Source organism: Agrobacterium sp. GW821-FHT14E08, assembly GCF_058803865.1.
The window spans coordinates 202,903-217,600 of the sequence record NZ_JBXAPJ010000007.1; the positions used below are offsets into that span (position 1 = coordinate 202,903).

At 59.9% G+C, this 14,698-nt stretch carries 13 protein-coding genes; 9 read left to right on the forward strand and 4 right to left on the reverse strand.

Going from position 1 to position 14,698, the window contains the following annotated elements; translation table 11 throughout:
- The first annotated feature begins 33 nt into the window (after positions 1 to 33).
- The 8 genes from AC1ROR_RS22175 (at position 34) to AC1ROR_RS22210 (ending at position 8,526) form a co-directional block, all read left to right on the forward strand.
- A complete protein-coding gene (locus AC1ROR_RS22175) occupies positions 34 to 648 on the forward strand; it encodes a nucleoside 2-deoxyribosyltransferase (protein ID WP_498590792.1) in 615 nt (204 codons plus the stop codon).
- Positions 645 to 1,394, forward strand: coding sequence for an SDR family oxidoreductase (locus tag AC1ROR_RS22180; protein ID WP_035223623.1), 750 nt, complete (start codon positions 645 to 647; stop codon positions 1,392 to 1,394). Before AC1ROR_RS22175 ends, AC1ROR_RS22180 begins: the two co-directional genes overlap by 4 nt.
- A 554-nt stretch (positions 1,395 to 1,948) precedes the next feature.
- Positions 1,949 to 3,136 (forward strand): M24 family metallopeptidase, encoded by a 1,188-nt coding sequence (locus tag AC1ROR_RS22185; protein ID WP_498590761.1) that lies wholly within the window; start codon positions 1,949 to 1,951, stop codon positions 3,134 to 3,136.
- 119 nt (positions 3,137 to 3,255) lie between these two features.
- A complete protein-coding gene (locus tag AC1ROR_RS22190) occupies positions 3,256 to 4,860 on the forward strand; it encodes an ABC transporter substrate-binding protein (protein WP_142173470.1) in 1,605 nt (534 codons plus the stop codon).
- Positions 4,861 to 4,922: 62 nt separating this feature from the next.
- Positions 4,923 to 5,930, forward strand: coding sequence for an ABC transporter permease subunit (locus AC1ROR_RS22195; protein WP_035223617.1), 1,008 nt, complete (start codon positions 4,923 to 4,925; stop codon positions 5,928 to 5,930).
- Entirely contained in the window at positions 5,927 to 6,841 is a 915-nt protein-coding gene (locus AC1ROR_RS22200) for an ABC transporter permease subunit (protein WP_035223614.1), read from the forward strand. The genes AC1ROR_RS22195 and AC1ROR_RS22200 overlap by 4 nt, the downstream gene beginning before the upstream one ends.
- Before the next feature lie 3 nt (positions 6,842 to 6,844).
- Positions 6,845 to 7,684: an ABC transporter ATP-binding protein gene (locus AC1ROR_RS22205; RefSeq protein ID WP_003498444.1), complete on the forward strand. Its 840-nt coding sequence runs from the start codon at positions 6,845 to 6,847 to the stop codon at positions 7,682 to 7,684.
- Positions 7,681 to 8,526: an ATP-binding cassette domain-containing protein gene (locus tag AC1ROR_RS22210; protein WP_142173472.1), complete on the forward strand. Its 846-nt coding sequence runs from the start codon at positions 7,681 to 7,683 to the stop codon at positions 8,524 to 8,526. Before AC1ROR_RS22205 ends, AC1ROR_RS22210 begins: the two co-directional genes overlap by 4 nt.
- Positions 8,527 to 8,582: 56 nt before the next feature.
- Here AC1ROR_RS22210 and AC1ROR_RS22215 read toward each other — a convergent pair whose 3' ends face one another.
- Positions 8,583 to 10,052 carry a mannitol dehydrogenase family protein gene (locus AC1ROR_RS22215; protein WP_498590762.1) on the reverse strand — a complete coding sequence of 490 codons (1,470 nt, stop codon included), beginning with the start codon at positions 10,050 to 10,052 and terminating at the stop codon, positions 8,583 to 8,585.
- Positions 10,053 to 10,176: 124 nt separating this feature from the next.
- Entirely contained in the window at positions 10,177 to 10,851 is a 675-nt protein-coding gene (locus tag AC1ROR_RS22220; RefSeq protein ID WP_498590763.1) for a GntR family transcriptional regulator, read from the reverse strand.
- A 277-nt stretch (positions 10,852 to 11,128) separates the two neighbouring features.
- On the opposite strand from AC1ROR_RS22220, the gene AC1ROR_RS22225 reads away from it, so the two are divergent.
- Positions 11,129 to 12,247, forward strand: a complete 1,119-nt coding sequence (locus AC1ROR_RS22225; protein WP_498590764.1) for a mandelate racemase/muconate lactonizing enzyme family protein — start codon at positions 11,129 to 11,131, stop codon at positions 12,245 to 12,247.
- 186 nt (positions 12,248 to 12,433) lie between these two features.
- On the opposite strand, the gene AC1ROR_RS22230 is transcribed toward AC1ROR_RS22225, so the two are convergent.
- Both AC1ROR_RS22230 and AC1ROR_RS22235 read right to left on the reverse strand, forming a co-directional pair.
- On the reverse strand, positions 12,434 to 13,456 hold the full coding sequence (locus AC1ROR_RS22230) for an LLM class flavin-dependent oxidoreductase (RefSeq protein WP_142173480.1): 1,023 nt from the start codon (positions 13,454 to 13,456) through the stop codon (positions 12,434 to 12,436).
- A 136-nt stretch (positions 13,457 to 13,592) separates the two neighbouring features.
- Positions 13,593 to 14,510 (reverse strand): LysR family transcriptional regulator, encoded by a 918-nt coding sequence (locus tag AC1ROR_RS22235; RefSeq protein ID WP_080839019.1) that lies wholly within the window; start codon positions 14,508 to 14,510, stop codon positions 13,593 to 13,595.
- Positions 14,511 to 14,698 lie beyond the last annotated feature (188 nt).

The following is a 14,698-nucleotide window of genomic DNA, read 5'->3' on the forward strand; positions in this document are numbered from 1 at the left end:
AATCCTTTTCTTCCAGATTGCATGAAATTCCCGATGACAAAGAAAATCTATCTCGCCGGACCGGAAGTTTTCCTCCCGAACGCGCGTGAAATGCTTGATCTCAAGGCCGCGCTTGCGCGGGAAGCCGGTTTTGTGCCGCTATCGCCGGGTGATTTACAAATCCCTCCGGCGGATACGAAGATTGGCCACGGTTGCAACATCAATGCCATCGATGAGCAGATGATGCTGGAAGCGGATGCGGTGATCGCCAATCTAACACCGTTCCGTGGTATCGCCGCCGATACGGGAACGAGCTACGAACTTGGGTTCATGTGCGCGCTGGGCAAGCCGGTTTTCGCCTATACCAATGTCGCGGCCAATCATTTCACCCGCATCAAGGCGCATTACGGCGGTATTGCCGCAATTGACGAAACCGGCCGGTATCGCGGGCCGGACGGGCTGTCGATCGAGAATTTCGACATGGTCGACAATCTCATGCTGCATGGCGGAATCGTGCGGCGCGGCGGCGTCATCATCGTCGGCAACGCATCCGGGGAGGCGCTGTATACGGATCTGGACGCCTACAGGCGCTGCCTCGCTGTGGCCGCCGAAAAATTATTGACAGAGACTGACCCTGACAGAAAAAATCTAGCGGAGACATCATCATGAGCGGTACCATCCTCATCACCGGCGCTACATCCGGTTTCGGACAGGCCACGGCGCAGCGCTTCATCAAGGAAGGCTGGAAAGTCATCGGCACCGGCCGGCGGGCCGAACGGCTGGAAGCATCGGCGAAGGAACTCGGCTCCGCCTTTCATGGTGTCGCTTTCGACATCACAGATGAAGATGCGACACAAAAGGCGCTTGCGGCGCTGCCGGAGGGTTTCCGGGACATCGACATCCTCGTCAACAATGCCGGCCTGGCGCTCGGTACGGCGCCTGCGCCGCAGGTGCCGCTGAAAGACTGGCAGACCATGGTGAACACCAACATCACCGGCCTCCTGAACATCACCCACCAGCTTTTGCCGACCCTGATCGACCGCAGGGGCATTGTCGTCAATCTTTCATCGGTGGCTGCGCATTGGCCCTATGCTGGAGGCAATGTCTATGCCGGCACAAAGGCCTTCCTGCGGCAGTTCTCGCTCGGTCTTCGCTCAGACCTGCATGGCAAGGGCGTACGGGTTACCTCCATCGAACCCGGCATGTGCGAAACCGAATTCACGCTGGTGCGAACCGGCGGCAACCAGGATGCCTCGGACAATCTCTATAAGGGCGTCAACCCGATCACGGCCGAAGATATCGCCAATACGATCTATTGGGTCGCCTCGCAGCCCAAGCATATCAACATCAACAGCCTCGAACTCATGCCGGTCAACCAGTCCTTTGCCGGTTTTCAGGTCTACCGGGAAAGCTGATTTCTCAGTGTATTCCGGGGAGTGCTGAAAAACAGAGCAGGATTTTTCGAGCTATGCAGAAATGCAATGCTGCATTGCGAGACTCGCTCTGTTAAAAAGCGCGGAAGTCGCTATATTCAAATCATCGAAGCGACGCACTCCTCCTCCCAGCGTCGCTCGATGTGGATCGGTGGCACTCCTCCTCCCAGTCGCCGATCAAGTTTGAAGCCTGCCGCACCTCCTCCCGCGGCAGGCTTTTTCCTTTTCTGGGCCTCATTTCCGAAGAGTCTCATCCGCGAGCTTCCGCGCGCCGGCTATGTGCCGACGGTGCTTTTGCATCTTCCCCCATGGATTTCCGGGGGATTTCGGATTTCTCCGTCAAGGCGACGAGTGCGGAAATCGGACGCGTGTCGATCACGATTTCGTTATGTCTAGATGAATATGCACAGTTTTGTGGCGGTGGGCGGTGCTGGCCCATTGCTTAGCCTCCGGCCTGTGTTTAAGCATGGGCAAAAGAACGCTTGGGAGGTTGCCGGCACGCTTGTGCCTGTGCGCCCGAAAGCGGCGGGGAGAGAATGACAGACTTTCAAGAGGCGCTGAAGCGGTTTCAGCCGATCGCGGTTTCATCGATCGCTGAAGACGAACTAAGGTTGCGACTACGCGGCCTGCAAGCGCGAATGATCCAGCAGAACATCAAGGCGGTCTGGCTCGATGCATCATCGTCGCTGACCTATTATACCGGCCTGTCGCTCGGTCTTTCCGAACGGATTCACGGCGCCCTGGTGCCGGCCGAAGGCGCGCCGGTCTATGTCAGCCCGACCTTCGAGGAGCCGAAGCTTCAGACCCTGATCCGTATCCCGGGTGAGGTCGTCGTCTGGGAAGAGGATGAAAATCCCTTCGACCTGATGACGACGCGTATCGACACACTTTCCTGTTCCGGCCATCTTGTCGCTATCGATCCAGCCACACCTTTTGTTTTTGCTTCGGCTTTGATGCAGCGTCTGGAAGGACGGATCATTTCCGCCCAGCCGCTGATCGTCGCCCAGCGGCAGGTCAAGTCCGCCGCCGAAATCGCCCTCATCCAGACCGCCATGGATGCAAGCTACGGCGTGCAGAAGGCTGTGTTCGAGGGGCTGCGTCCGGGCGTTTCCACCACCGAAGTGGCTGATTTCGTTAACGCTGCCCATATTGCGCTTGGCCTGAAGCCGCTTTTCGTGGCGGTGCAGTTCGGCGAGGCGACGGCCTATCCGCATGGCGTGCCCTATGCGCAGACGCTGAATGAAGGCGACATGGTGCTGGTCGATCTCGGCGCCATTCTTCACGGCTATCGTTCGGATATCACCCGCACCTATGTTTTCGGCCAGCCGACGGATCGGCAGCGCTTTCTCTGGAACGCCGAACGCGATGCCCAGGCTGCGGCCTTTAACGCGGCTAAGGTCGGCGCTGCCTGTTCGGATGTGGACAAGGCCGCGCGCGACAGTCTGAAGGCGGCCGGTTTCGGCCCGGATTATCAGCTTCCCGGACTGCCGCACCGCACCGGCCACGGGCTCGGGCTGGATATTCACGAAGAACCCTATATCGTTGCAGGAAATGCCACAGCGCTTGAGCCGGGCATGTGCTTTTCCATCGAGCCGATGCTTTGCGTTTATGGGGAATGCGGCGTCCGTCTCGAGGACATTGTTTATATGACGGAGGCTGGGCCACGCTGGTTCTGCCCTCCGGAGAAGAACCTCGACCGGCTGTTTCAGCCGGTCGCCGGGTAATTGGTCGGGAGGCAAAGGACCGAACAGCGACACGGGGTTCCCGCGTCGCTGCTGACCAGAAGAGGTAGGCCCCCGGACGGGGCCGCAGGAACTCAGAAAAAGAGGGAAAGGACCACCAGATGAAAACGCTGACCCGCAGTTTGCTTATCGCCTCTGCGCTTGCGATTACTTCCGCCGTGCCTGCCATGGCGAAGACCTTCGTTTATTGCTCCGAGGCGTCGCCGGAAGGCTTCGATCCGTCGCCCTACACCGCCGGCGGCACCTTCGATGCCTCCGCGCATCCGGTCTACAACCGTCTGACCGAGTTCAAGAAGGGCACGACCGAAGTTGAGCCGGGCCTTGCTGAAAAATGGGATGTTTCGAGCGATGGCCTCGAATACACCTTCCACCTGCGCAAGGGTGTGAAGTTCCACTCCAACGACAAGTTCACGCCGAGCCGCGATTTCAACGCCGATGATGTGATCTTCAGCTACAACCGCCAGGGCGACGCGAAGAACCCGTGGAACCAGTATATCGCAGGCATCACCTACGAATATTACAACTCCATGGAAATGCCGTCGCTGATCAAGGAAATCGTCAAGGTTGACGATTACACCGTCAAGTTCGTGCTGACGCGCCCGGAAGCGCCGTTCCTCGCCAACATCGCCATGCCTTTCGCTTCGATCGTGTCGAAGGAATATGCCGATACGCTCGACAAGGCCGGCACCAAGGAAGACTTCAACAACCTGCCGATCGGCACGGGTCCGTTCAAGTTCGTCGCCTATCAGAAGGACGCGGTCATCCGCTACCAGAAGAATGCTGACTACTGGGGTGACGCGCCGAAGATCGACGATCTGATCTTCGCAATCACGCCGGATGCCGCCGTTCGCCTGCAGAAGCTGAAGGCCGGCGAATGCCACCTGATGCCGTACCCGGCCCCTGCTGACCTTGCCGCCATCCGCGCCGACAAGAACCTCAAGCTCGATGAACAGCCGGGCCTGAACGTTGCCTACTTCGCCTACAACACCACTGTTGCACCTTTCGACAAGCCGGAAGTGCGCAAGGCGCTGAACATGGCGATGAACAAGCAGGCGATCATTGACGCCGTGTTCCAGGGTGCAGGCCAGGTTGCCAAGAACCCGATCCCGCCGACCATGTGGTCCTACAACGACAGCATCAAGGACGATGCCTACGATCCGGAAGCTGCCAAGAAGGCTCTCGAAGCCGCTGGCGTCAAGGATCTGTCGATGAAGATCTGGGCAATGCCGGTGCAGCGCCCCTACATGCCGAACGCCCGCCGCACGGCCGAGCTGATCCAGTCGGATTTCGCGAAGGTCGGTGTCAAGGCCGAGATCGTCTCCTTCGAATGGGGTGAATACCTCAAGAAGTCGACCGAAGTGAACCGTGACGGTTCCGTCATCCTCGGCTGGACCGGCGACAACGGTGACCCGGACAACTTCATGGGTGTTCTGCTCTCCTGCGCCGCAACCGGCGAAGGCGGTGCAAACCGTGCTCAGTGGTGCAACAAGGAGTTCTCCGAGCTGCTGTCCAAGGCAAAGCAGACCACTGATGTTGCCGAGCGCACCAAGCTTTATGAGCAGGCGCAGGTGATCTTCAAGGAACAGGCTCCGTGGGCGACGCTTGCGCACTCCACGCAGTTCGTTCCGATGTCTGCCAAGGTTTCCGGCTTCACCATGAGCCCGCTTGGCGACTTCACCTTCGAATCCGTCGACATCGCGGAGTAATCCCAAGTAACAGGACGCGCGGAAGAACTCGGTTCTTCCGCGCGTCTTTTCAGGAAAAAACCATGATCCGGTTCATTTTCGGCAAACTTCTCTATCTCGTTCCGACATTTCTCGGGATTACCATTGTCGCCTTTGCCTTCGTTCGCGTCCTGCCGGGAGATCCTGTGCTGTTGATGGCGGGTGAGCGCGGCATTTCACCCGAACGGCATGCGCAGCTTGCCGAGCAGCTCGGCTTCAGCCAGCCAATCTGGCAGCAATATCTCCATTTTCTCGGGCGGCTGCTTCAGGGTGATCTCGGCAATTCGCTGGTCACCAAGAAACCCGTTCTGACCGAGTTCCTGTCGCTCTTCCCCGCGACGGTCGAGCTTGGCCTCGTCGCCATCATCATCGCAACGCTGATCGGTGTGCCGGTGGGCGTCATCGCCGCCATCCGCCGTGGCTCCTGGTTCGACCAGATTTCCATGACGACCGCGCTGGTGGGCTTCTCCATGCCGATCTTCTGGTGGGGCCTGCTGCTCATCATCATGTTTTCCGGCATCCTGCAATGGACGCCGGTGTCGGGCCGCATCTCGCTGATGTATTTCTTCCCCTCCGTCACTGGTTTCATGCTGATCGACAGCCTGATTTCTGGGCAGAAGGGCGCCTTCGCCTCGGCCTTGTCGCATCTCATCCTGCCGTCGGTGGTGCTTGCCACCATTCCGCTTGCGGTCATTGCGCGCCAGACGCGCTCGGCAATGCTGGAGGTTCTGAGTGAGGATTACGTGCGCACCGCGCGTGCCAAGGGCATGTCGCCCTCCCGCGTCGTCGGTATCCATGCGCTGCGTAACGCCATGATCCCGGTCATCACCACCATCGGCCTGCAGATCGGCGTGCTGATGGCGGGCGCGATCCTGACCGAAACCATCTTTTCCTGGCCGGGTATCGGCAAGTGGATGATCGATTCCATCTCTCGTCGCGACTATCCCGTCGTGCAGAGCGGCCTGCTTCTGATTGCGGGTCTGGTAATGGTCGTCAACCTGCTCGTCGATTTGACCTATGGCCTCATCAATCCGAGGATCCGTCACAAATGAGCGATGTGACCACCACCCCCGGCGTCCGTCTTTCGGACGCCGCCATCCGCCGCCGGATGATCGCCGATTTCTGGTTCTACTTCCGCCAGAACCGTGGCGCCGTCATCGGTCTCGCCGTCTTCCTTCTTCTGGTGCTGGTGGCGGTTTTTGCGCCGCTCATCGCGCCGCATGATCCGACGCAGCAATATCGCGACGCTCTGCTCGTTCCGCCCGTATGGCAGGATGGCGGCCGCGCCGGCTTCTTCTTCGGCACCGATGCGGTCGGTCGCGACATGCTGTCCCGGCTGATCTACGGTGCGCAATATTCGCTGTTCATCGGCGTTGTCGTCGTCTCCATCGCCCTTGTCGGCGGCATCGTCATCGGTCTCGTCGCCGGTTTCTTCGGCGGCTGGGTCGATACCGTCATCATGCGCGTGATGGACGTCATCCTGGCGTTTCCGTCGCTGCTTCTGGCGCTGGTGCTGGTCGCGATCCTGGGGCCTGGTCTCACCAATGCCATGATCGCCATCGCCATCGTTTACCAGCCGCATTTCGCGCGTCTGACGCGTGCGGCTGTCATGAGCGAGTTGCGCCGTGAATATGTCACGGCCGCCCGTGTGGCGGGTGCCGGCAATTTCCGGCTGATGTTCAAGACCATCCTGCCGAACTGCCTTGCGCCGCTGATCGTGCAGGCGACGCTTTCCTTCTCGTCCGCCGTTCTTGATGCGGCGGCTCTCGGCTTCCTCGGCATGGGCGCGCAGCCGCCCGCGTCCGAATGGGGCACGATGCTGGCCGAAGCCCGCGAGTTCATCCTGCGCGCCTGGTGGGTCGTTACCCTTCCTGGCCTGACGATCCTCGTATCGGTGCTCGCCATCAACCTGATGGGCGACGGGCTGCGCGATGCGCTCGATCCCAAACTGAAGCGGAGCTGACCGATGAGCCTGCTGAAAATCAAGAACCTCACCGTCAAGTTCGCCACGGCCACCGGCGCTTTCACGGCCGTCAACGGCATCGACGTGTCCGTGGACAAGCACGAAGTGCTCGCCATCGTCGGCGAATCCGGTTCGGGCAAGTCGGTATCCATGCTCGCCGTCATGGGGCTTCTGCCCGATACGGCGACAATCACTGCCGACGAGATGACCTTCGACGGCACGAACCTGCTGGCCATGACGCCGCAGGAGCGTCGCAAGCTGATCGGCCGCGAGATCACCATGATCTTCCAGGAGCCGGTCGCTTCGCTCAACCCGTCGTTCACGGTCGGTTTCCAGATCGAGGAGGTGCTGCGCCTCAATCTCGGCATGGGCCGGTCCGCCGCGCGTGCGCGGGCGCTCGAACTGTTCCGGGCCGTTGGTATTCCCGATCCGGAAACCAAGCTTAATGCCTATCCGCACCAGATGTCCGGTGGGCAGTGCCAGCGTGTGATGATCGCGATCGCAATCGCCTCCAAACCGCGTCTGCTGATCGCCGACGAGCCGACGACCGCGCTCGACGTGACGATCCAGAAACAGATCCTCGATCTGTTGATGAACCTGCAGGAAGAATATGGCATGGCGCTCATCCTCATCACCCATGACATGGGTGTTGTGGCGGAAACCGCAGACCGCGTCGTGGTGCAATATAAGGGCCGCAAGATGGAGGAGGCGGATGTCTTAAGCCTCTTCGAAGCCCCGCAGCATCCCTATACCAAGGCATTGCTTTCGGCCCTGCCGGAAAATGCGACCGGTGACCGCCTGCCCACGGTTTCCGATTTCTTCGGCAAGGAGGGCGTCCAATGAGCATCGTTGTCGAAGGCAAGGGCATTACCCGCCATTATCACGTTCCGGGCGGCCTGTTTGGCGGCGCCAAGACGGTTCAGGCGCTGAAGGGCATCGATTTCGCTGTCGAGCGTGGCAAGACGCTCGCCATCGTCGGAGAATCCGGTTCGGGCAAGTCGACGCTCGCGCGCATCATCGCGCTGATCGATCCGGCATCCGGCGGCGAACTGAAGATTGATGGCCAGCCGGTCGATATCGCCAAGCGTCGTCCCGGCACCGACATGCGCTCCAAGGTGCAGATGGTGTTCCAGAACCCCTATGGCAGCCTCAATCCGCGCCAGAAGGTGGGCGACGTGCTGATGGAACCTTTGGTCATCAACACGGGAATGCCGGCTTCCGAGCGTCGCGAGCGGGCTGAAGCCATGCTGGTGAAGGTGGGCCTGGGGCCGGAACACTTCAACCGCTATCCGCATATGTTCTCGGGCGGCCAGCGCCAGCGCATCGCGATTGCACGGGCGCTGATGCTCAATCCGGCACTTCTGGTGCTGGACGAACCGGTCTCGGCGCTCGATCTGTCGGTACAGGCGCAGGTGCTGAACCTGCTCAGGGATCTGCAGGAAGAGTTCGAACTCACCTACGTCTTCGTCAGCCACGATCTTTCCGTGGTCCGCTATATCGCCGATGACGTGATGGTCATCTCGAAGGGCGAGGCCGTGGAGCAGGGAACGCGCGAGGAACTGTTCGCCGATCCCAAACACGCCTATACACGCCAGCTTTTTGCAGCCACGCCGATCACGGATGTCGACGCCATCCGCGCCCGCGTGGAACGCCGTAAGGCGGCACGGCAGGCTGCGACGGCTTGAGTGATTTTTACCGGTGAGTAAAGTTGGGCAGGCCGGATTTCCGGCCTGTTCTTTTTTCAGGACTTCAAAAACCTGCCGATGGCCCCCAGCGCGCCATTTTCCCGAATATTGCGATAAGCGGCCTTCAGGGTTGAGACGAAGGTCTCGTTTTCAGGAAGGTCCTCGCCAAATGTGCGCCCGAAGGTGAGAAAACGGTCGACGACGGCATCGGGCGACATTGTCAGTTGGTCCGGGGCATCCCATTCCTTGAAAGCAGGATCGAGAATGGTGATCGGCTGACCCTTTTCATCCCTGTCCGCGCAGGACCTGATCCACAGGGCGACCGCGAAAACGACGGCCCTGCTTTCGGCCTTCTCTTCCAGCAATTCGCGTAAGGGGGCGAGAATGCGCAGCGGCACTTTCTGCGAAGCGTCGGAGGCGATCTGCATCGTCTTGTGTTGCAGGGAAGGGTTGGCGAAACGCTCCCTCAGGCCAGCCACGAATTCCGCGCCGTCGACGGCTGGGTCGAGTGTCCGGTCGATCTCGCGCCAGTAGGCATCGATGAAATCGCGCACGGGCGTTTCGGCCCAGGCATCGGCCACCGTCGCTAGGCCGGCGATCTGGCCGATGGCGGCGATGGCGCTGTGGGAACCGTTGAGCATTCTGAGCTTCATATGCTCATATGGTTCGACATTGCCGACAAATTCCACGCCCGATTTTTCGAGCGCCGGCCTTCCATGCGGAAAATTGTCCTCGATGACGAAGCGGAAATAGGGCTCGGCCACCACTGGCCATGCATCGCGCGCACCAAGTGCCGCGGATACCGCATCCCGATCCTTATCGGTGGTTGCGGGAACGATCCGGTCCACCATCGAGCAGGGGAAGGCAATATTGGTTTCGATGAATGTTCCCAGCTCCTTGTCCGCGAGGTTCGCAAATTCCAGCAGCAGCTTTCGCAGCACATGTCCGTTGGCCGGCAGGTTGTCGCAGGACAGAAGCGTCAGCGGCAGGGAGCCTTCAGCGCGCCTGCGCCTTGTGGCGGCAAGAATGAAACCGAAGATGGAACGCGGCCGGTCCGGATGTTCGAGATCATGGAGAATATCGGGATGATCGCGCAGCAGGCTTCGGGATGCGAGATTGGTCAGATAACCCTTCTCCGTCACCGTCAGCGTCACGATAAGGACGCGCGGATCGGAGAGCCGTTCCACCAGGCGTTCGGGGTCCTCAGGTGCGACGATGGTTTCGAGGATGGAGCCGATGATGCGCAGGCGCTCTCTTTCTCCGTCACGCAGGCAGAAGGTGTAGAGATTATCCTGCGGCTCTATGGCGTCGCGGGTGTCCGGGCTTCTGAGGGAGGCGGCGACAATGCCCCATTGCGTCTCGCCGCGGTTGAGGCAATCGTCGATGAAAACGGCCTGATGCGCGCGATGAAAGGCGCCGACGCCAAGATGCACGATGCCCGGTGTCGCGGTCTGGCGGTCATAGGCGGGTGTTGCGACGGATTGCGGCAGGCGAGGCAGGGCGGCAGCGGAAAGCCTGTCTGTCATCGATGCGACTTTCCCGTTCCGAATAAGAAATCCGTGGCATGGGCCACTGGAATTGCGGCGTCCGGGTTTTCGCCCATGATGTCAGTTCCTCCCGTTTTATCTGAATGGCGGTATTTTGAATGGATCAGGCGCGGGCCTCTTTGAGTATGCGTACCTGGCGCAACGTATTCTGCCGGCTGCGCTCGAGATGCCGCCAAAGGGCGTCGACGATCTGGGCCTTGCTGCCGGCGGCAATGGCATCGGCAATATTCTGGTGCTCCTCGACTGAGCGGGCATAGTCGCCGAGGATCGATACGAAAACCGTATGGGTCTGGTCGAGAATGCGCTCATGCGAACCGGAAATGACCGGAATGCGTGCGGCCGAAACCAGGTCGGTGTGAAAGCGGCGGTCGAAAAAAAGCGCCTTCGACAATTCGTCGAGGGTGGAGCCTTTGGCAAATTCGCGATGTTTTACGAGGCTTTGCAGAAGCTGCGCATGCAGCGCCTCGTCCAGTTGCCCGGCGTCGAAGGCCACTTCCACGGCACCTTTTTCCAGCAGCATTCTGGCGGCGTAGAGTTCCTCCACGTCCTCCACCGTAAAATCACGCACCACCATGCCGCGCCGGGAGGAATTGACCACCAGCCCGTCCGCCTCGAGTTTCAGGCAGGCTTCCTTGACCGGCGTGGGGCTGATGCCGAGATCGGCGGCAAGCTCATTGGGCAGCAGGCGCTCGCCGCCGCGCAATCTGCCGCTGACGATGCGTGCCCGCAATTCCTGATGCGCCTGTTCGGCGAGTGTGACTTTGACCAGCGTGTTCATGAAAACATCATCGCTCAGCTTTACGAGGCAGGCAATGGCCAAATATTAAAAATAAAAAATTTTTTATTTTACAATGGTCGTTTTTCCGTTAGCTCTATCGGTCATCGGAAGCTGGCTGCTGGAGGAGGGCGGTCTGGCGTTCCCCTGAAGGGCCTCCTGCGGTCAATGACTGCGGGGGTGAGGATTTTCCGGCGGCCAACCGTCGGGCTTCGATCAGAAAGGGGCATCCGTTTATTCCTCCTCAAAGGCCGCTCAAGCGTCGAGGAACTGACCGATCATGAAAATAACCGCTGTCGAACCTTTCATCCTGCATCTGCCGCTGACTTCGGAGTCGATTTCCGATTCCACCCACAGCATCACTCACTGGGGCGTCGTTGGCGCAAAAATCACCACCAGTGACGGTCTCGAGGGCTATGGGTTCACCGGCACCCATGCACATTTGCCATCCGACAGGCTGATCACATCCTGCATCAGCGATTGTTATGCGCCCCTGCTGGTGGGGGAGGACGCCTCCGACCATTCGCGGCTCTGGATGAAACTTGCCCGTTACCCCGCATTGCAATGGGTTGGCCGTGCAGGCATCACGCATCTGGCGCTGGCCGCGGTCGACGTGGCACTCTGGGATTTGAAGGCGAAAAAGGCGGGCGTGCCGCTCTGGCATTACCTGGGCGGCGCGCGCACGGCCGGGGTGGAAGCCTATAATACCGATATCGGCTGGCTTTCCTTCACGCTGGAGAAGCTGCTGGCGGGCAGCGCCAAGGCGGTGGAGGAAGATGGCTTCACCCGCCTGAAGCTCAAGGTCGGGCATGACGATCCCAATATCGACATTGCGCGTCTCGCCGCCGTCCGCAAACGCGTCGGCTCTTCCGTCAGGATTGCGATTGACGGCAATGGCAAGTGGGACCTGCCGACCTGCCAGCGCTTCTGCGCGGCGGCGAAAGATCTGGATATCTACTGGTTCGAGGAGCCGCTCTGGTATGACGATGTCACGAGCCATGCGCGGCTGGCGCAGAATACGTCCATTCCCATTGCGCTCGGGGAGCAGCTTTATACGGTGGATGCGTTCCGCTCATTCATCGATGCGGGTGCGGTTGCCTATGTCCAACCGGATGTGACCCGGCTCGGCGGCATCACCGAATATATCCAGGTCGCCGACCTTGCACTCGCCCATCGCCTGCCCGTCGTGCCGCATGCCGGCGAGATGAGCCAGGTGCATGTGCACCTGAGCTACTGGCATCCGGCCTCGACCATTCTCGAATATATTCCGTGGATCAAGGATCATTTCGAAGAACCGATCCATGTTCGCGACGGCGTTTACAAGCGGCCCGAGCTTCCGGGCGCCAGCACCACGCCTCTGGTCGAAAGCATTGTCCGCTATGGCAAGGCTGTGAAATGAGCAGCGATACACAGCCCGGATTTTAAGGGAGGGAAGCCCGTCCTCCGTCATGCCGGACTAGATCCGGCATCCAGCCACGGCGCGTCTGCGCCGTGAAAAGAGTCTCTTGCGATCAAGGACTTGATCGCGCTGGACCCCGGATCAAGTCCGGGGTGACGGAGTGTGGATTATGTAGGTTTGCCAGACCTAGCGCCAGCCAAGTGCGGGCGCCACCTGCTTCAGGATCGTCTCGATCACATGGGCGTTGTATTCGACGCCCAGCTGGTTCGGTACGGTGAGGAGCAGCGTGTCGGCCTCGGCGATGGCCTCGTCGGCTTTCAGCTGTTCGATCAGTTTTTCAGGCTCGGCGGCATAGCTGCGCCCGAAGATCGCGCGCGTCTTGTCGTCGATATAACCGATCTTGTCGTCACCCTCGTTGCCGTAACCGAAATAGGACCGGTCGCGGTCATTGACGAGAGCGAAGATGCTGCGGCTGACCGAAACACGGGGTTCGCGGGTGTGGCCTGCTTCCTTCCAGGCTTCCCGGAAGGTGCGGATCTGCTGCGCCTGCTGGACATGGAAGGGCTCGCCCGTTTCGTCCGTCTTCAGGGTGGAACTTTGCAGATTCATGCCAAGCTTTGCCGCCCACACTGCCGTGGCGTTGGAACTGGAACCCCACCAGATGCGCTCGCGCAGCCCTTCGGAATGCGGCTCCAGCCGCAGAAGGCCGGGCGGATTCGGGAACATCGGTCGCGGGTTCGGCTCAGCGAAACCTTCGCCCTTCAAGAGTTCGAGGAAGACCTCGGTATGCTGCCGCGCCATATCCTCTTCGCTCTGGCCTTCAGCGGGGCGGTAACCGAAATAACGCCAGCCGTCGATCACCTGTTCCGGCGAACCGCGGCTGATACCGAGTTGCAGGCGGCCGCCGGCGATGAGATCGGCAGAACCCGCATCTTCAGCCATGTAGAACGGGTTTTCATAACGCATGTCGATGACGCCGGTGCCGATCTCGATGCTTTTCGTTCTGGCGCCCACCGCGGCCAGAAGCGGGAAGGGGGAAGCCAGCTGACGGGCGAAATGGTGCACGCGGAAATAGGCGCCGTCGGCTCCCAGCTCTTCCGCCGCGACAGCGAGATCGATCGATTGCAGCAGGGTATCGGCAGCCGAGCGGGTCTGCGACTGGGGCGAGGGCGTCCAGTGGCCGAAGGATAAAAATCCGATCTTTTTCATGATGACCTTCCAGATGTCGGAGGATGCCGGCTTTCACAAACCGGCTTCGTTGTTGTCAGTCATATAGGCAATGGCGCGCATCCTCCAATCCGCCGCCCGTAAACACGGTGTCGCCGAAATGTGAACGATGGCTGCTTCAGGCAATCGTCTTGCGGTCGAGGATGAAGAGATTTTCGTGGGCGCGCGCGGTGGTGAGAATGAAGTCCATCAGCGAGCGGACGCGCGGCACGTTGGCAAAGTCCTGATGGCTCGTCAGCCAGTAGCCCCGTCGCAGTTCCACTTCCCCGGCAAGCACCATTTGCAAATCGGGAAAGCGCGCGGCGATGAAATTCGGCAATATGCAAAGGCCGCGGCCGCTGAGAGTAGCGGTCAGCTGGGCAAAAATGCTCGATGACTGGAAGTTGGGCCTGAGGCCGGGCAGCACATCGCGCATATAGTCTAGACCCGGCGAAAAGATCAGGTCCTGTACGTAACCGATGAAGAAATGATCGAGCAGGTCCTCGCGCTTGGTGATTTTCGGTCGCCCGGCCAGATAGGAACGCGAGGCATAGATATGCAGTGTGTAATCGATGATCTGTTCGTTGATATAGGGACCGGCTTTCGGTGGGTCGAGCGTGACCGCGACATCGGCCTCCTTTCTCGATAGCGCCATGATCTGCTGGATCGTCACCATCTCCACCATGATGTGGGGATGCGTGATGGCGAAGTCCTTCAGCCTTTCAACGAAGAAAAAATTGGAAAAACCTTCCGGTGCGCTGAGCCGCACCACGCCGCGCAGCAGGCTGCCGCTTTCGGAAATATCCGATTGCAGTCTTTCCGCTTCCGCCTCGATACGCTCGACCGTATCCACCAGCCGCCGGCCGACGGTCGTGAGTTCATAACCGCGCGGGTTTCGCTCGAACAGCTTGGTTTTAAGTGAGAATTCCAGCCGGTCGATATGGCGGGAGACGGTGGCGTGGCTGGTGCGCAGGCTTCGGGCTGCCGATGAGAGCTGCCCGGTGCGGGCCACGGCCAGAAAATATTGCAGGTCGTCCCAGGTAAAAGGGGTGGCCATTTTCGTCTCCCATCAAGAGTTCTGTTCAAAAATGAACAGTTCCTGTTCGCAATTTGATGATGCCCCGCTCTTGTGTCAACGGCCGAATTCGAGAAGTCTAGGCTCAGGATGCATCGCTTTGAGGAGGGCGGTGTGACCATTCGGGTGCAATGGCATGGAAGCCCGCAGGCGGTTTCGTTCACCGTTGC